Origin of the sequence: Mesorhizobium sp. M7A.F.Ca.MR.362.00.0.0 (genome assembly GCF_004023175.1) — a bacterium.
Taxonomy (GTDB): Bacteria; Pseudomonadota; Alphaproteobacteria; order Rhizobiales; family Rhizobiaceae; genus Mesorhizobium.
In genome coordinates this window covers 19,945-36,144 of the sequence record NZ_RZTF01000008.1, presented here as the reverse complement: position 1 = coordinate 36,144, position 16,200 = coordinate 19,945, and the positions used below count along the sequence as shown (strand labels likewise).

At 62.1% G+C, this 16,200-nt stretch carries 17 protein-coding genes; 9 read left to right on the top strand and 8 right to left on the bottom strand.

All coding sequences use genetic code 11. From position 1 onward, the window contains the following. Positions 1-15: 15 nt before the first annotated feature. From EOC06_RS02345 to EOC06_RS02330, 4 genes are read right to left on the bottom strand one after another with little or no spacing between them, the layout of a single operon-like run. Positions 16-1,179 carry an epoxide hydrolase family protein gene (locus tag EOC06_RS02345; RefSeq protein ID WP_128306993.1) on the bottom strand — a complete coding sequence of 388 codons (1,164 nt, stop codon included), beginning with the start codon at positions 1,177-1,179 and terminating at the stop codon, positions 16-18. Continuing rightward, positions 1,176-2,156, bottom strand: a complete 981-nt coding sequence (locus EOC06_RS02340; RefSeq protein WP_128306992.1) for a biotin-dependent carboxyltransferase family protein — start codon at positions 2,154-2,156, stop codon at positions 1,176-1,178. Before EOC06_RS02340 ends, EOC06_RS02345 begins: the two co-directional genes overlap by 4 nt. After that, complete coding sequence (gene pxpB, locus EOC06_RS02335) at positions 2,153-2,815, bottom strand: 5-oxoprolinase subunit PxpB (RefSeq protein WP_128306991.1); 663 nt, start codon at positions 2,813-2,815, stop codon at positions 2,153-2,155. The genes EOC06_RS02340 and pxpB overlap by 4 nt, the downstream gene beginning before the upstream one ends. A gap of 6 nt (positions 2,816-2,821) precedes the next feature. Then, entirely contained in the window at positions 2,822-3,598 is a 777-nt protein-coding gene (locus EOC06_RS02330; protein WP_164898436.1) for an SDR family NAD(P)-dependent oxidoreductase, read from the bottom strand. Between the two features lie 227 nt (positions 3,599-3,825). Between EOC06_RS02330 and EOC06_RS02325 the strand changes: the two genes are divergently transcribed. From EOC06_RS02325 to EOC06_RS02300, 6 genes are all read left to right on the top strand, one after another. Continuing rightward, on the top strand, positions 3,826-4,461 hold the full coding sequence (locus tag EOC06_RS02325; protein WP_128306989.1) for an RraA family protein: 636 nt from the start codon (positions 3,826-3,828) through the stop codon (positions 4,459-4,461). Between the two features lie 148 nt (positions 4,462-4,609). Continuing rightward, entirely contained in the window at positions 4,610-5,719 is a 1,110-nt protein-coding gene (locus tag EOC06_RS02320; RefSeq protein WP_128306988.1) for a branched-chain amino acid ABC transporter substrate-binding protein, read from the top strand. Positions 5,720-5,837: 118 nt separating this feature from the next. Further along, positions 5,838-6,749, top strand: a complete 912-nt coding sequence (locus EOC06_RS02315; protein ID WP_023809510.1) for a branched-chain amino acid ABC transporter permease — start codon at positions 5,838-5,840, stop codon at positions 6,747-6,749. Then, complete coding sequence (locus EOC06_RS02310; protein WP_245469290.1) at positions 6,749-7,708, top strand: branched-chain amino acid ABC transporter permease; 960 nt, start codon at positions 6,749-6,751, stop codon at positions 7,706-7,708. The genes EOC06_RS02315 and EOC06_RS02310 overlap by 1 nt, the downstream gene beginning before the upstream one ends. 2 nt (positions 7,709-7,710) lie before the next feature. Further along, the gene (locus tag EOC06_RS02305) at positions 7,711-8,475 is read left to right on the top strand and encodes an ABC transporter ATP-binding protein (protein WP_128306986.1); all 765 of its coding nucleotides are present in this window, start codon (positions 7,711-7,713) and stop codon (positions 8,473-8,475) included. Beyond that, the gene (locus EOC06_RS02300) at positions 8,475-9,203 is read left to right on the top strand and encodes an ABC transporter ATP-binding protein (protein ID WP_128306985.1); all 729 of its coding nucleotides are present in this window, start codon (positions 8,475-8,477) and stop codon (positions 9,201-9,203) included. The genes EOC06_RS02305 and EOC06_RS02300 overlap by 1 nt, the downstream gene beginning before the upstream one ends. A 301-nt stretch (positions 9,204-9,504) precedes the next feature. Here the strand turns inward: EOC06_RS02300 and EOC06_RS02295 are convergent, their stop codons facing one another. Then, positions 9,505-9,705 carry a hypothetical protein gene (locus tag EOC06_RS02295; RefSeq protein WP_128306984.1) on the bottom strand — a complete coding sequence of 67 codons (201 nt, stop codon included), beginning with the start codon at positions 9,703-9,705 and terminating at the stop codon, positions 9,505-9,507. Positions 9,706-9,768: 63 nt separating this feature from the next. On the opposite strand from EOC06_RS02295, the gene EOC06_RS02290 reads away from it, so the two are divergent. Both EOC06_RS02290 and EOC06_RS45075 read left to right on the top strand, forming a co-directional pair. Next, positions 9,769-9,972, top strand: coding sequence for a CsbD family protein (locus EOC06_RS02290; protein ID WP_023809505.1), 204 nt, complete (start codon positions 9,769-9,771; stop codon positions 9,970-9,972). A gap of 290 nt (positions 9,973-10,262) precedes the next feature. Then, positions 10,263-10,757 (top strand): c-type cytochrome, encoded by a 495-nt coding sequence (locus tag EOC06_RS45075; RefSeq protein WP_164898435.1) that lies wholly within the window; start codon positions 10,263-10,265, stop codon positions 10,755-10,757. Positions 10,758-11,226: 469 nt separating this feature from the next. On the opposite strand, the gene EOC06_RS02275 is transcribed toward EOC06_RS45075, so the two are convergent. From EOC06_RS02275 to EOC06_RS02265, 3 genes are all read right to left on the bottom strand, one after another. Beyond that, complete coding sequence (locus EOC06_RS02275; protein ID WP_128306983.1) at positions 11,227-12,108, bottom strand: cytochrome c oxidase assembly protein; 882 nt, start codon at positions 12,106-12,108, stop codon at positions 11,227-11,229. A gap of 96 nt (positions 12,109-12,204) precedes the next feature. Further along, positions 12,205-13,959, bottom strand: a complete 1,755-nt coding sequence (locus EOC06_RS02270) for a thiamine pyrophosphate-dependent enzyme (protein ID WP_128306982.1) — start codon at positions 13,957-13,959, stop codon at positions 12,205-12,207. 106 nt (positions 13,960-14,065) lie between these two features. Then, positions 14,066-15,076 carry an ATP-dependent DNA ligase gene (locus EOC06_RS02265; RefSeq protein WP_128306981.1) on the bottom strand — a complete coding sequence of 337 codons (1,011 nt, stop codon included), beginning with the start codon at positions 15,074-15,076 and terminating at the stop codon, positions 14,066-14,068. Positions 15,077-15,302: 226 nt separating this feature from the next. On the opposite strand from EOC06_RS02265, the gene EOC06_RS02260 reads away from it, so the two are divergent. Further along, positions 15,303-15,893: a LysE family translocator gene (locus EOC06_RS02260; protein ID WP_128306980.1), complete on the top strand. Its 591-nt coding sequence runs from the start codon at positions 15,303-15,305 to the stop codon at positions 15,891-15,893. The last annotated feature ends 307 nt before the right edge of the window (positions 15,894-16,200 follow it).

Below are 16,200 nucleotides of genomic sequence, written 5' to 3'. Positions count from 1 at the left end.
GCGCTAACGCTGCCTTTAAAAATCCAGACCACCGGCAAAGGCTCTTAGATCCTGTGCAAGCAAAGCGGGCTGCTCGAGGGCTGCGAAATGACCACCGCGCGGCATCGCTGTCCACTGGCGGATGTCCTTGAACACGCGCTCGACCCAACTCCTTGGCGGCATCGGCAGCTCTTTGGGGAACAAAGCCACTGCAAGCGGGACGTTGATCGCCGTGCCGGGCGCGAATGCAAGCGGACGGGCGCGCGTTTCCCAATAGAGCCGCATCGACGAAGCGACGGTCCGGGTGAACCAGTAGAGCGAGATGTTGGCGAGCATGTCGTCGCGCGAAAAAGCGGCGTTGGCCAGATCGCCATCGCAATCGCTCCAGTCGCGGAATTTTTCGATCATCCACGCCGCCAGTCCGACCGGCGAATCCGTCAGCCCGTAGGCAAGCGTTTGCGGGCGCGTCGCTTGAATATGAGCATAGGCGCCATGAAGATCCGCCCATCCGGCTTTCCGTTCCAGGAAGGCGCGTTCTTCCAAGCTCAGGTCGCCATCCGGGCCTGGATCGTGAGGAGGTGAGTATGAACCGGGGATGAAGTTCAGATGCACGCCGGCGAGACTGTCTGGATACGCGTGCGCCAGGCAGGTTGACACGCCGGCGCCCAGATCGCCACCTTGCGCGAGATATCGTTTGTAGCCGAGACGGCTCATCAACTCGGCCCAAAGGTCGGCGACGGTGAACAGGTTGAGACCAGGCCTGGTCGGTCGGCTTGAAAAGCCATAGCCGGGAATCGACGGGGCCACGACGTTGAAGGCGTCCTCCTGTCTTCCGCCATGCGAAAGCGGATCGGTCAGAAGCGGGATCAGCCTGTGAAATTCGAAGACGCTGCCTGGCCAGCCATGGGTGAGTATGACCGTTCTGTTGGTCGCCACAGCGGCGCGCGCATGGATGAAATGGATGGTTTCGCCGCCGATATCCGTCTGGTAGTGCGGATGGATGTTCCAGGCGGCTTCCTGCTTGCGCCAGTCGAAGTCGGTGCGCCAGCGCTGCATAAGTCGGCGCAGTTGCTCGTGCTCCGTTCCCTGCGCCCAGCCTATTGACTCCAACTGGTCCGGCTCGCGCCAGGTCGAGATGCGCTTCTTCAAATCGTCGATTTCAGACTGGGCAATCTCGATGGTGAAGGGGCGAATTTTCATGGAGCCCTCTGCTCGCCGGCCATAAGGTTTCGGGCGGCGATAAAGTCGTGACTTTGCTGCCGGTTCGCGCGAAGCGCTTCCGTCGACGCTTCGATCGAGACCGCTGAGAAACGCAGGCGCGCGCCGACCGGCGCTTGCGCCAGCCGCCAGAGGTCGGCTTCGATCACCGTAGCGATCTTCGGATAGCCGCCGCAAGTGTTGGCATCGGCAAGTTGGATGATCGGTTGGCCGGACGGCGGCACCTGGACTGTGCCTGGTACGATGCCGTGGGACAGCAGTTCCAGCGGTGAGAGGAGGGAAAGCGTCTCCCCGGAAAGGCGATATCCCATACGGTTGGCGTCGTTGGTGATGCGCCATTCGCTGCCGGTGAAAGCCGCCTGTGCCTCCGGCGTGAAGGCGTCGAACTCGGCGGCCGGCAGAACCCGCAATTCGATTGCCGAGGCCAAGGCGTCCGCCGCGCCTCGTCGCTCCTCCAGCGCTGCGCCGATGCCGCCCGCGGGAAGGCGGCATTGCGCAGGTTTGAGCGCAAGCCGGTCACCGCGCGACAGGCCGCGTCCGGCGAACCCGCCGAAACCGCCCTTCACATCCGTCGCGCGCGATCCCATGACGGGCGGCAGATCGATCCCGCCGGCAAAGGCGATGTAGGAACGGGCACCGGCGCGCGGCGCCTCGAGGACAAGGGTCTCGCCTGCGCGGATCGTCATGGCCCACCAGGGCGGGCAGGGCCGGTCGCCGATGCTGACGGCGCAATCAGCGCCGGTGATGGCGACGGCGGTGTCGATGTGCGCGCGCAGCCGAAACGGATGAAGCGCGACCTCGATCCCGGCGGCCGAAGGATCATTGCCCAGCATGAGATTGGCGATCGCCAGTGCCTGCTTGTCCATGGCGCCGCCATGGCTGACCCCCAGCGCCAGATGACCGGGCCGGCCGAGATCCTGGACCGTGTTCGGCAGGCCGGTGGTGAGGATCTCGATCATGCCTCGACCCCTGCAATTGCGAAGCGAATTTTGTCTCCGGGCCTGAGCAGCACGGGCAATTCCGCTTCGGCCTTGAAGAGCTTCACGTCGGTATGGCCGATGATGTGCCAGCCGGACGGCGCGGTCATCGGCATGATACCCGCCTGCGCGCCACCAATGATGACGGCGCCCTCAGCGACTTTGAGGCGAGGCGTGCTGCGCCTTGCCCAGGCAAGCAGCGGGTCGAGACCGGACAGATAGGGAAAACCCGGCATGGCGCCGATGGCGGCGACGGTGTAGCGGGCCGCCGCGTGGCGCCTGACGGTCTCGTCGACAGACAGGCCGCAATGCGCGGCCCAGCCGGTGAGATCCTCGCCGCGCGCGCCGCCGTAGTGAACGGGAATCGTATGATGCGTGCCGGTCACCGGGTGGGCATCGGTGGCGGACCAGAGCGACATCAGTTGATCTCCGACGCTGTGGGCGTCTGTGGCGAGCGGGTCAAACACCACCAGCAGGTTGTTCATGCCGGGAACGGCCTCGCGCACCCCTTCGAGGCTCAGCGCGGCATTCGCTACCGCCCAGACCAGTTCCTGGGTGGCATCGTTGAAAGCCCCCTGCGTTCCATCGAGCAGCAGCGCGCCCGATCCCGCAAGACTGATGTGGGGCGAACCGACAACCATGAGCGGTCAGTCCTTCACCGGCACCGTATAATTCAGGATCAGACGGCCGCCGTCCGGATAGATGGTCTGGCCGACAATGTAGGAAGCGTCGTCGCTGGCCAGGAAGGAAGCGACGCTGGCAATCTCCGATGGCTCGCCACAGCGGCCGCTCGGCGTGCGCGACAGGATAGTCTTGCGCTGCGCTTCGCTGGCCATGACCGAGCTCTTGACCATGTCGGTCAGGATGGTGCCGGGGCCGATGGCATTGACGCGGATATTGTGCGGGATCAGTCCGACAGCCATCACCGCCGTCAATTGCTTGATGCCGCCCTTCGACACGGCATAGGCGACGGAATTGGGGATGGCCAGAATGGCGTTGATCGAGGACATGTTGATGATCGAGCCGCCGCGTCCCTGTGCGATCATGGCTCTTGCCGCGGCCTGCCCGAGCAGGAAGGGCGCCTTGAGATTGACCCGCTGAACCAGGTCGAACGCCTCCTCGGGGAAGTCGACGAAATCGTCCAGATGGATGATGCCGGCATTGTTGATGAGGACGTCGACGCCGCCGAATCGCTCCGTGGCCTTGGCAACAATATCGGCTGCCATTTCCTGCGTGCATTCGGAGAGATCCGCCGATAGCCAGGCGGCACGCTCGCCAAGACGTTCGGCATGCTCGCGCCCGCGATCGGCCTGTATGTCGACAAGCACCACCTTGGCGCCATCGGCATGAAAGCGCTCGGCGCAGGCAAGGCCCAGGCCTCGTGCCGCCCCGGTGACGATCACGACTTTTCCTGCGTGCTTCACAACCCAATCCCTTTTTCACAATGGATATGTTATCCAATCTATCTTGAACTTCGACGCCATTGCAAGCCCCGGATAAGTGGATCTGTTGGGTCAGTTCTGCAGCCGTTCGCCGTTCCTAAGCTGCTTTTGGCTTTTTTCTGCCAACCATCGCAAGCCGGTTGACTCCACCGAATTAATTGTGATTGGATACTATATTCATAAAGTGACGACGGCGAGGAGTGTAGGCGGTGGCGGATGGATCTCAGGAAAGCGAACTGATCGACGCGTTCCGCGCCCTTGCGACGCCGTTGATCAGCGACAATCTCGCCCGTGTCCCCGGGGCTGTCGGGTTGCGGCCATTTCACCGGGTGGGCGGCGTTATGGCGGGGAGGGCGCTGACGGTCAGGACCCGCCCCGGCGACAACCAGTTCATCCATCGTGCGCTCGATCTGCTGCAGCCCGGCGACGTCATTGTCGTGGACGGCGGTGGCTATGAGGGGCGCGCGCTGGTCGGCGAAATCATGACAAGTGTCGCGGCTTCGCGTGGCGCCGCAGGCATTGTCATCGACGGCGCCATTCGCGATGCCGGTGCCATCGGCCGCAATCCGTTCCCATGTTTCGCGCGGTCGGCCATCCATCTCGGACCTTACAAGGATGGTCCGGGAGCCATAAATGTTCCCGTCTGCATAGGCGGCATGGTCGTCGGTCCTGGCGACATCGTTGTCGGCGACGAGGATGGCGTCGTGGCATTTTCAATCGACGGTGCCGCGGCCTTGCTGGCGGCCGTCCGGGCGCAGGAAGCCCGCGAGGCCGAGATCATGCAGAGCATCCAGGAGAACCGTTATCGGGGAGCCTATGCCCGGGCTTCAAGCGGCAGTCACTGATCTGCCGGGTCAGTCCTTGCCGGTGACAATCGTGTGGCCGGCTGGCGATCCTGCTCAACATAACCGCTCCGCAGCTAACCGAGGGGCGAAACAATGCATTTCGGGCGCACCGCCTGGATGCACCAACAGGAGAAAATGGAGAGAATTGATGGTTGTTTCCTTCAAGAGGCTAGCTTGCGCCACCGCCCTTGCCGGGCTGGCTCTGACCACGATGGCCGCGGCTGCCGACATCAAGATCGGCATCGTGGCCCCCATGACCGGCCAACTGGCCAGTGAAGGGCAGGATATGGAGAACGCCGTGAAGATGGCGATCGATGCCGTCAACGCCAAGGGCGGCGTCAACGGCGACAAGATCACTACCACCACCGCCGACGACGCCTGCGATCCGCAACAGGCGGTGACCGCAGGCAGCAAGCTTGTCTCGGAAGGCGTGACCGCCATCGTCGGCGGCTACTGCTCGGGCGCCGTCTTGCCGACATTGAAGATCTATGGTGACGCCGGCATTCCGTTCGTCATCATCGGAGCGAACTCGACCAAGCTGGTCGCCGCCAATCAGGGCAATGCCTTCCTCGCCAATTCGACCGGCGACATGCAGGCGACGACAGCCGTCGAACTCTTCAAGAAGAATGGCTACAAGAAGTTCGCGTTCGTGGACGAAGGCGATGCCTATTCGTCCGACCTGGCCAAGTTGACCGCCGAAGCTTTCAAGAGCGCTGGCGGCGAAATTGCCGCCAAGGAGACCACCACGGCCGGCGAGCAGGACTATTCGGCGGTCGTCACCAAGATCAAGTCGAGCGGCGCCGATGCTGTCTTCTGGACCGCCTACCATGCCGGTGGCGCTCTGCTCACCAAGCAGCTCCGGCAGGCCGGGTTCCAGGGCGGCATCGTGCTAGGCGACGGCAACAATTCACCGGAATATCTGGAGATCGCCGGGTCGGCCGGTGAGGGCGTGTACCTGTTGTCTCCGCCGACTGTCGACCTCTTGTCCGGCGCCGCCGACTTCAAGGCCAAGTACAAGGAAACCTATGGCCGCGACGCCGGCGCCTATGCGGCGCTCTCCCACGATGTGGGCGACCTGATCGTCGATGCGATCACGCGGGCCAAGTCGGCGGATCAGAAAGCGATCATCGAGGCGCTCAAGGCGAGCGATTTCAAGGGCCTCGCCGGTGAAATCAAGTTCACCGACAAGAACACGCTCCAGACCTCGAACTTCCGCCCGGTGATTGCAAAGGGCGGCAAGTGGGTGGCTGTCGAATAAAGGCCAACCGGATTGATGCCGAGGCAGGCCTTGTGGCGGCCTCGGCGTCACCGCCGATTGTCTGGTGCGCCGACGCTGCGCCCAGACAAGACTTTTTCAATTCTGCCCTGGAGCATCAATGACGCTCGACCTGCTTATTCAGCAACTGGTGAACGGTCTTATCGTCGGCTCGTTCTATGCCCTGATCGCGCTTGGCTACAGCATGGTCTTCGGCGTCATCAAGCTCCTGAATTTCGCCCATGGCGACATCTACATGAACGGCGCCTTCGTCGGCCTCATCGTGTTCTCCTTTGTCGGCATATGGGTCGGCAATGGCTGGCTGGGCGTGGTCTGCGCCTTGCTTGTGTCGATGCTGGCTGTCGGCTTGCTCGGCGTCATCATCGAACGCTTCGCCTATCGGCCAATGCGCAACGCGCCGCGCCTCTCCATCCTCATCACGGCGCTCGGTGCCTCGATGGTGTTGAACGGCACGGCACTCGCCCTGACCGGCGGGCGGCATTACGCCTTCAACACCGACCTCGGTTTTGCCGGTGTCGACATTTCCACCGTTCATATCACCTACACGCAGATGGTTCTGGTGGCCGCCTCCATTGCTCTTATGGCAGGCATGCAGGCCTTTGTCTCCCGCACCATGTACGGCAAGGCGATGCGCGCCGTGTCCATCGACATGGGGGCGAGCCGCCTGATGGGCATCGATGTCGACCGGGTGATCGCCTTGACGTTTTTCATGGGCTCGGCGCTCGCTGCCGGCGGTGGGGTCATGGCCGGCGCCTATTATGGCAGTGTCCATTTTTTCATGGGCTTCATCATGGGGCTCAAGGCCTTCACCGCCGCTGTCATAGGCGGGATCGGCAGCGTGCCGGGCGCCATGCTCGGCGGCTTGCTGCTCGGCCTGCTCGAGGCTTTCGGTTCGTCCTTGCCCTTCGTCGGATCGGAGTGGCGTGACGTCTTCGTTTTCGGGACCCTGATCCTGTTCCTTGTGTTCAAGCCGACCGGCCTTCTTGGACGCTCTGTCGTGGAGCGGGTGTGATGATCGACGAAGTCAGAACCATGCCGACCGTCGTGCAACCGCAATTGATGCGCTGGTCCGTCGTGCTGCCCGGCCTGACGGCACTCGCCGTCGCGCTGGTGTTGCCGCAATTCGCCAACGGCTATGTGACGGAGGTGGCAACCACGGCGCTGCTCTATGTCGTTCTGTGCCTCGGCCTCAACATTGTCGTCGGCTATGCAGGCCTGCTCGACCTCGGCTACGCCGCCTTCTTCGCAGTCGGCGCGTACACGTCAGGCATCCTGACCGCCGAATTCGGGTTCAATTTCTGGCTCACCATCCCGGTCGCCATGGCGGCAGCCTGCGTGGCTGGCATCATCATCGGGGCTCCGACATTGAGATTGCGCAGCGACTATCTGGCGATCGTGACGCTGGGCTTCGGCGAAATCGTGCGCATCATCGCCCGCAACCTCGACATCACCGGTGGCGCGAGCGGACTCATCGGCATCGAGCGCCCGGAGATATTCGGCTTCAGGTTGATGCAGGTGCAGCACTTCTACTATGCGTTCCTGGTGCTTGCGCTGCTCACCGCCTTCGTCTGTCTGAGCGTCGAGCGATCGCGAATGGGACGAGCCTGGTTCTACGTTCGCTACGATGAGGACGCCGCCGCTGGCATCGGCATCAACCGTGTCACGGCCAAGCTGCAAGCCTATATGATGGGCGCTGTGATCGCTTCCGTGGCCGGATGCCTCTACGCAGCCAAGATGACGGCCATCTCGCCGGAGAGTTTCACCTTCAACCAATCGCTGCTCATCCTTCTCGGCGTCGTCCTGGGCGGCATGGGCCGCATTCCCGGCGTCGTCCTTGGTGCTGTTCTCGTGGCCCTGCTTCCGGAGGTGCTGCGCGGAGCAGGCACCTATCGTCCCCTGGTGACCGCGGTTGCGCTGCTGGCAATCATGCTCTTCAGGCCGAACGGGCTGTGGCCGGACAAGCGAGTTTGACCATGGCGCTGCTGGAAGTCCACGATCTGCGCCTCAGTTTCGGAGGACTGAAAGTCCTTCACGACATTTCGTTCTCAGTTGAGAAAGGCGCCATCAACAGTCTTATCGGGCCGAACGGGGCCGGCAAGACATCACTCTTCAATTGCCTGACCGGCTTCTACAAGCCGAAGGGCGGCTCGATCAGTCTGGGCGGCCGGCCAATCACCGGCTTGCCGCCGCATCGCATCACCGCGCTCGGCCTCGCCCGTACGTTCCAGAACATCCGGCTGTTCAAGGAAATGACCGTTCTGGAAAACGCCATGTCCGGCCAGCATTGCCGCAGCCGCCACGGCATCATGTCGGCGATCCTGCACTTGCCGGCACAGCGGCGCGAGGAGGAGGCGATCCGCGCGGCTGGCATGCGCTGGCTCGATTTTGTCGGCATCGAGCAGCATGCGCATCGCCGTGCCGGCGGTCTCTCTTATGGCGATCAACGGCGGCTCGAACTCGCAAGAGCCCTGGCGTCGGCGCCCGAGCTCATCCTGCTGGACGAGCCCGCCGCCGGCCTGAACGAGCGCGAGAAGCTGGACCTTGTGCACCTGATCCGCCGCATCCGTGACGAAACCGGTGTCACTGTCCTGCTGATCGAGCACGATATGGGCCTGGTCATGCAGGTGTCGGAGAAGATCGTGGTGTTCGACTATGGGCAGAAGATCGCCGACGGACCGCCGGGGGCCGTGCGAACAGACCCCAGGGTCATAGAAGCCTATCTCGGTACGGAGGAATGATGGACGCCGAAATCGTTCTTTCCGCAGACCGCATCGTCGCGCGTTATGACGGCATCGAAGCCCTTCATGGCGTCAGCCTTTCGGTCAAGCGCGGCCAGATCGTCGCCCTGCTTGGCGCGAATGGTGCGGGCAAGAGCACCACCCTGCGCACGCTGTCCGGCCTTGTTGCCGCATCCTCCGGAAATGTCCGCTTCCTGGGCGAGGACATAACCAAAGTCCCTGCCCACCGCCTGCCGCATCGCGGGCTCGTCCACGTCCCGGAGGGAAGGCGTATTTTCGGCGACATGACGATCAAGGAGAACCTTGACCTGGGCTCGTTTACGCTTGCCGACGACGTCGAGCGCCGCCGGCGGCTGGAGCATGTTTTTGAGCTCTTCCCCATCCTGGCGCGCAGACAGAATGGCGATGCAAGGAACCTCTCGGGAGGCGAGCAGCAGATGCTGGCGATCGGCAGAGCCCTCATGGCCGCGCCCAAGGTGCTGTTGCTCGACGAGCCTTCCATGGGTCTGGCGCCGCAACTGATCAAGGAAGTCATGAACATCGTGCAGCGCCTCAATCGTGAAGGCGTGACCATTCTGCTTGTGGAGCAGAATAGCAAAGTCGCCTTGAAATTCGCCGACTACGGCTACGTTCTCAAGGCCGGACGCGTTGTTCTTGAGGGACCAGGCAGCGATCTCGCGAGCAATGAAGCGGTCATCAGCGCCTATTTAGGTGGCGTCGCTGCTTAGCTGGCAAAGCTGCCAACGCCCGGATTTTTACAAAATGAGGCCGCCGCTCCAGTCCAGCCCCTAACATATTGATTTGTGCAGGAAGCACTGACCCTCAGAGACTAACATAATCATTATTTGTCAACAGGTTACGAAGCGGTCCGCTTAAATCGATTCAGGAAGCTGATCCAGCCATTTCGCTGACCGAATTTATCTCAAGCCGAAAGGCGGCTTTGCGCCTCAAGTCGGTCATTAAGACCAGCTTCGCCGTTTCCCGAAAGCCGACATCATCGGACTACGCTGGCTTAAGATGACTGTGCCTCTAGCCGGACGGCGGCGACAGGATGAAAAGCGCTTGCGCCTGCTTGGTGGCGGAACTGTTGCGGAAGGTGTGGAGGCGTCTTGGGTCGAAGGTCGTGGCGTCGCCTTCGAGCAGGACGACCTCAATTGATGACGCAGGCTGAGCGTAAAGGAATGGATCGCGGCCTGTGAGAGCAAGACGAGCGTCGAGTTCCAGGAACATCCGTCGTTGATTTGCGTTTGCTCTCCGAGGTTAGACGTTTTCAAACCGAAGGAGAACGGTGTCATGGACTGGAACCGCGTGGAAGGAAACTGGAAACAGGTGAAAGGCAAGGTCAAGGAGCAGTGGGGTAAACTCACGGATGACGACCTTGACCGCATCGCCGGCAAGCGCGATCAACTCGAAGGCAAAATCCAGGAGCGTTACGGCCTTGAAAAGGACCGTGTGCGGCGCGATATCGATGACTGGTACGGTCGACAGGGCTGGTAAGCGCGTGAGCCCCGGGCCGCGGCCAATTCCAAGACGCGGCCCAACAGTCCGGCAGGTCCGGCTCATGCAGATGCCGAGCCTTATCGTCAGTTGAATTTTGCAGCAAGGATTTCGTACTGTGTCAGAAGATATCTCTCGCAAGCAAGAGCAACGGGGGACAAGAAGGATCGTCATGTGGGCGATCGCAGTTACCGCTGTGATTTTCCTTGTTCTGCTGGCTACATTCGTGTTCGGCCCGCTGGTATGATTTTCATCGCCGATGATTGAGTTGTTTGCAGCGAGATCCGGGGATGATCGGGCGTTTGAGGGCGCTTGCAGCGGCCACCGGGCCGCGTCTTGCGACTGCGGCAGCAGGCGCGGATGAGCCGACAACCCGTCAAGTTGATGCCATCCGCGCTGCCTTGGGTGGCAGGCGTATCCGCGGCAATCGCCATTATTCCGGCAGTTTGCGCCGTCAACTTGGTCCGCGGCGACAATCTCCGGGAACCACCATTGCACAGGCCATCGGTGGCGACCCTGACCGGGCCGTCCCGGCAATGATCCGAAACGGCTGTGGAGGGTGTCACGAAATCCCGGGAGTGCCCGGCGCCCGTGGCACCGTCGGTCCGTCCCTGCAAGGCGTCGTCGAAAGAGGATATACCGGGCCGTCGCGAGCCACCCCGGATGCGATGATGCGCTGGATCAGCAGGGCGCGGGACGTTGACCCGAAGACGGCCATGCCCAATACAAATCTGTCGCCTCAAGAGGCGCGCGACATTACCGCCTATCTCTATGCGCGAACATGAGGCGCGCTGAAGTCGCCCCACGGCGCAGGCGTCTTGCCAGCAAAAGCAGCAGGCCAAGGATCAACACGGCGGCGCCCGCTACAAGTGATTGAGCCGCCAGAATCATGATCGTCTTGCTGGTTGTCGTTCCTGCCCGCAGATCAGATCAAGGATTCTCCGGGCGTTCGCACCGTGTGCATGGAGGGCCGATTGCCGATCGCCGCATCCTGCCAGTACCAACATCGACGCTGCGCTGACCCACCTCAAACGCGGTTGCGCAGCCTTTCCCGTAACAATGCCAGTCAGGATTTGCGTTGGACATGTAAAGGCAAGCGACATTTGCGGTCATGTCCGCCTGCGAGAGCGGACCAACGGACTCATGCACCTCGCCATGAAGGATCCACCATCGTTGCCAAGGCCATAACGCAGCTGGCTGAAAAAGGATGCTTGGCAACACCGCCCGGTGAAAACCGACGTGAAGCGGTGCGGGTTAGACGATGCGCAACTCCTGGGGAGCCTGATGCCGCCGGCTGCTCGTTTGAATCCAGAAAGCGACCGAGAGCAATGCGGCTCCGCCATAGATCAGGCCAGCGGGAATCCACATGATCAAGCCTGCAAGTTGCTGGTCCTCGAGCGGGCTGAGCCCCCACAGATCCGAGCCGACGGCATTAGCCGGATACCACAGCTTTGGCGAGACGACGAGCAAAACCCCGAGCAGCCCGGTGTGGAGCGAGGTGAAGAAGAGATGCATCACCGCATTGCCGCAAGCGTGCTCGCGGCCAGGGCGAGGCAGCAGCACCCACCAGAACAAAAGCCCGGTACCGAGCAAGCTCGCATGCTGGGCATAGTGCAGGAAACCCTGCTGGAGGGCAGCCTCGAACAGCGCCGGGACATGCCAGATCCATATCGCGGCTCCGTGCAGGACGGTCGCGACCACAGGGCGGCTGATGAACGCCCAGATCGCCCGAAGCGTATTTGCATGTCCGGCCGCTCCGAATATCTGGCGCAGCTGTACCGGCAGTGCCCACATCATCGCCGCTGTCGGGCGGGAGGCAACCAGCAGAGGCGCTGCGACCGCCATCAGCAATTCATGCTCGATCATGTGCGCCGCAAACACATGTTCGCCCAACGCATGGATCGGGCTTACAAGGGCGAACGCCAGGACGGCCCAGCCGGCAGCAAACTGGAAGGCCTGCCGTGATCGCAAGCGGCGTCCGCGTCCGCTCCGTCGCCACAGTCGGCTGGCGCCCGCTGTGTAGAGCGACACGACTGCCAGGAGCGGCAATGTGATGGGAAGCGCCAGTGTCCAACCGGCTTGCGGGGCGCCGTTGCCATAGCAGATCGAGGTCGAAAAGAGCGCGTCGAAGCTCATGATCCGCATCCGTCAGCCGGAAGAGGACCGGAGCTCCGGTTCATCTGGAAAGATCCAGATTGAAGCCACTGAGGCGCTGTTCTCACCTCCGTGCCTCTAGGCGTCCATCATCGATTTCGCCGGCTCCCGGGCGATATTTTCTTCTATGCGTTCGTGTCCCGGTGTCCGCGGCAGGGCCTGGCGGAAGTTCTTGGCGTAATCTGCCGGCATTTTGGGCGGCATCAGCGGCTCATACGCATCTACCAGCGCTTCGATCACGACAGGGCCTTGCGTGGCGAAAGCCTGGTCGAGAACCGTCTCGATCTGATCGGCCCGCTCGATGCGAAAACCCTTTGCGCCCATTGCTTCCGCCGCCATGGCAAAATCGATCGGCTGCAATTCGCAACCGAATTGCGGATTCCCCAGAAACATCATCTGCTCCCAGGCGATCTGATTGAGCATGTTGTTCTTGATCACCAGAACCTTCAGCGGGATCTTGTAGCGCACCGCCGTCGAGAATTCGCCGAGCTGCATGGCAAAGCCGCCATCGCCGACGATGGCGGCAATCGGGCGACCGGGAAACGCGATGCCGGCAGCGATGGCGTAGGCGAGACCGCAAGCCATCGACGCCAGCGATCCGGACACCCCAAATGCCTGGCCGCTGCGAAGATCGACATGGCGGGCGGCCAGTTCCGTGTTCTGACCGGAATCCGTGGCCAGCACCGTGTCGTCGGCCAACCGTTGTCCGAACGCCCGGGCAATCGCCTGTGGCTTCAAGGGTTGCGCCTGCATGTCTTCCGACTGCCGCATCATCTCGCGCCATTTCCTCATGGTCTCCTGGGAACGGTGCAGGAACTCATCGGAGGGCTTCTGCGTCAGACGTTGGTTCAGCGCGCGCAATGTCTCGGCCGCGTCGCCGACAAGGCCGGCCTCGACCGGAAAGCGCAAGCCGATCCGCTGCGCATCGCAGTCGATCTGGACGCCACGGGCCTGCCCGGGCTGCGGGTAGTATTCGATATAGGGAAAGGTCGAACCGACAATCAGCACCGCGTCACAGCTCTCCATCGCCTCTTGCGAAGCCAGGGTTCCAAGAATGCCGATCCCGCCGGTGGTGTAGGGATGGTCGTCCGGCAGCACCGCCTTGCCCAGCAAGGCCTTCGCGACAGGCGCCTGCAGCAGTCGCGCCGTGTGTTCGAGTTCGGCGGCCGCGCCGATGGCGCCGCGTCCGGCCAGGATCGCAACCCGCGAAGCGTCATTGAGAATGGCGGCGGCTTTGTCGAGCTCAACCTCCAGCGGTACGCTGTGACCGGCGAACATATCCTGCGGCGTGTGCGCCGGGCGATTGCGCTTGGAGCGCTTCGACGGATCGCTCTCCTGCTCCTGGATGTCGCTGGCAATCGAAAGATGGGCGACGCCCTTGCGCGCCAGCGCGGTTCGGCAGGCAAGGCTGGCGACGTTTTCCATATGCGCGGCGTCGGCGACATGTGCATTGTAAACGGAGACATCGTGGAACACGCGCGTCAGATCGACATCCTGTTGCGTGAACGTCTCGATCAGATCGTGGAACTGCATGCCCGTAATCGCCAGCACCGGAGCCTGGTCGAGCTTGGCGTCATAGAGGCCGGTCAGAAGATGTGTTCCGCCGGGACCGGACGTCGCAAGGCACACGCCCAGCTTTCCTGTCCACTTGGCATACGCACATGCCATGAAGGCAGCCGACTCTTCATGCCGGACCTGAACGAAGGCAATCTTGTCGCGCCGCGTCCGCAACGCTTCCATGACGCCGTTTATGCCGTCTCCCGGCAAGCCGAACACCACCTCCACGTCCCAGGCGACGAGCGTATCGATGAGAATTTCTGCTGCATTTGGCATGTCTGGGTAGCCCCGGTGGATGGTGTCCGAACCGGTGAATCCCGAGTTGGTTCCTTCGTCACAATAAATCGTGACAGGTTTCTGGAAGCGATCTTCCAGGAGCGGTCTATTCGATCTGCTCAAACGTGCATTGCCGTGGCGCCTTGTCGGGGCGCCAGCGCAGCAGTTTGGTGCCGTGGCGAAACCGATTGCCGGTAACGTGATCGAAGCGGACCTCCACCACCAGTTCAGGTTCCAAGGGTTCCCATTGTCCGCTGCGCTCCGTGCTCCAGCGGCTCGGGCCGCCGGGCGCCTTGCCGGTGAATCCGGGCTCTGACCGCAGCCCTTCCAGCCGGCGCGTGAGCGCTCCTCTGTCGGTCCTGGCGATGGTCGACGTGAAGCCGACGTGATCGAGCTTGCCGTCGTCATTGTAGAGGCCGAGGAGCAGCGAGCCAACCTCACGACTGTCCGCGAGATAACGGAAACCGCCGACAACGCAATCGGCGGTGCGCCTCGGCTTTACCTTCACCATCGCACGTTCCCCGCACAGATAATGCTCATCAAGCACTTTGGCCATGATGCCGTCGGTCGATGCATGGCCGGAGCCGTGTAGCCATCGAGCCGCCGTGGCTGCATCATAAGTGCACTTCGACAGGCGAAGATCTGGACTGTTCGAGGAGGTCATGAAGTCCTCGATCGCTCGCCGCCGTTCCACAAGTGGCTTGCCCGTGATGACCTCGCCGCCCGGCCTGGCAAGCATGTCGAAGAGGATCAGACTGGCAGGCGTCTGCGAACTCAGTTTGCGGATTCTGCTTTGTGCCGGGTGAAGGCGCATCTGCAGCGCCTCGAAGGAAAGCTCACCGTCAACCTCAATGACAATCTCGCCGTCGAGGACGAAATGCCCGCGCTTGAGGTCACGCAAAATGTCCGTGATTTCTGGAAAATAGCGGCCGAGCGGCTTGCCGGATTTGGCGCGCAGGTCAACGGTGTCGTCGCTCTTGAAAGCCAGGCAGCGAAACCCGTCCCATTTGGGCTCGTACTGCCAGCGGTTTCCATCCCGGGGGATTTCATCGGCAAGCCTGGCCTCCATCGGAGACGTGTCCAGCGGGAGCGGGAAGGCGTTTATCGGTTCATGCACGGGTAGGCCTCCAAAACCGGTTCAGGAACGGCTCCGGCTTTTTTCAACTTCCAGGACTGGCACCGCGTTCCATCTGACGGTTCATGCCTGGTTCTTCGCGATGGGACATTTTCATTTGCCGCGGAATCCGGATGACGGCTGGCCGCTTTGATGTCATCGGCAGCGCTAACGGAGATGCCCCATCGATCCCTCATTGTGGATAGCTTTTGTCGGAACCGTCATTCTCATGCAGGTGCCGCCAGGTCCCGACAGCATGCTGGTGATGGCCCGCGGCATCGGACAGGGGCGCGACGTGGCGCTGTTCACGGTGCTCGGCATGACGCTGAGCGCCGGACTTGTGCAGCTTCCGCTGATTGCATTCGGCCTGTCCTCGCTTGTCCACGCCTCGCCCCTGGCGTTCAATCTGCTTCGATGGGCCGGGGCGGCCTACATCGTCTGGCTGGGTGTCCGGCTGCTGCTTTCATCCTCGGCAACCATTCCCACAGGTGACCTCAAGGCCCTGCGGCCGCTCGCCGCCGCCCGGGAAGGAATGATCGCCAATCTGAGCAATCCCTGGCCTTTGATGTTCATGGTTGCGTTCCTGCCGCAGTTTGTGGATCCGCACAGGGGCTCCGTCACGTTGCAGCTGGTGCTGCTTGGCGCAACACAGAAGATAACCGGTGTGCTGGTGCTGGGAGCCTATGCCTTGGCATCGGGCGCGGCCGGGGCATGGGTCATGCGGCACCCTCGCGCAAGGCTTTGGCAGCAGCGGCTCGCCGGCTGTCTCATCATCGGCCTCGGCTTACGGATGGCGATCGGCGGCGGTACGAGCCGCTGACCAAGCGGATGAACGGGCTGGGCCGAACACTCGACTTTGGCGCCGCGGGATTTTCTTTCGGGGAAAGTTTTGTGCCAAGTCGCCTGAATGACAGGCTCCGACACCCTTCTTCAGTGGAGCGGAGCATTCGCTTGGATGTCCGGCTCCGCCGAAAGAACCCGCATCGGATGAAACATCGTCGCGGGCCGGGACTGGTCCAGGAACAAAAAGCCTGACCAGAGGTTCGAGCCTCGATCTCAATGCAGCTTGAAACGGCTGCTTCATCGCCGTCCGATTGGAATGTTCGTCATGATTTCTTGCGTGGCCT

Bases quoted from the DNA above. Each gene is read 5' to 3' on its own strand.
- EOC06_RS45075 (WP_164898435.1), top strand. From the start codon at position 10,263: ATGATCGGGCGTTTGAGGGCGCTTGCAGCGGCCACCGGGCCGCGTCTT.
- EOC06_RS02295 (WP_128306984.1), bottom strand. From the start codon at position 9,705: ATGTTCCTGGAACTCGACGCTCGTCTTGCTCTCACAGGCCGCGATCCA.
- EOC06_RS02305 (WP_128306986.1), top strand. From the start codon at position 7,711: ATGGCGCTGCTGGAAGTCCACGATCTGCGCCTCAGTTTCGGAGGACTG.
- EOC06_RS02315 (WP_023809510.1), top strand. From the start codon at position 5,838: ATGACGCTCGACCTGCTTATTCAGCAACTGGTGAACGGTCTTATCGTC.
- EOC06_RS02260 (WP_128306980.1), top strand. From the start codon at position 15,303: ATGCAGGTGCCGCCAGGTCCCGACAGCATGCTGGTGATGGCCCGCGGC.
- EOC06_RS02345 (WP_128306993.1), bottom strand. From the start codon at position 1,179: ATGAAAATTCGCCCCTTCACCATCGAGATTGCCCAGTCTGAAATCGAC.
- pxpB (WP_128306991.1), bottom strand. From the start codon at position 2,815: ATGGTTGTCGGTTCGCCCCACATCAGTCTTGCGGGATCGGGCGCGCTG.
- EOC06_RS02300 (WP_128306985.1), top strand. From the start codon at position 8,475: ATGGACGCCGAAATCGTTCTTTCCGCAGACCGCATCGTCGCGCGTTAT.
- EOC06_RS02320 (WP_128306988.1), top strand. From the start codon at position 4,610: ATGGTTGTTTCCTTCAAGAGGCTAGCTTGCGCCACCGCCCTTGCCGGG.
- EOC06_RS02290 (WP_023809505.1), top strand. From the start codon at position 9,769: ATGGACTGGAACCGCGTGGAAGGAAACTGGAAACAGGTGAAAGGCAAG.
- EOC06_RS02310 (WP_245469290.1), top strand. From the start codon at position 6,749: ATGATCGACGAAGTCAGAACCATGCCGACCGTCGTGCAACCGCAATTG.
- EOC06_RS02270 (WP_128306982.1), bottom strand. From the start codon at position 13,959: ATGCCAAATGCAGCAGAAATTCTCATCGATACGCTCGTCGCCTGGGAC.
- EOC06_RS02340 (WP_128306992.1), bottom strand. From the start codon at position 2,156: ATGATCGAGATCCTCACCACCGGCCTGCCGAACACGGTCCAGGATCTC.
- EOC06_RS02275 (WP_128306983.1), bottom strand. From the start codon at position 12,108: ATGAGCTTCGACGCGCTCTTTTCGACCTCGATCTGCTATGGCAACGGC.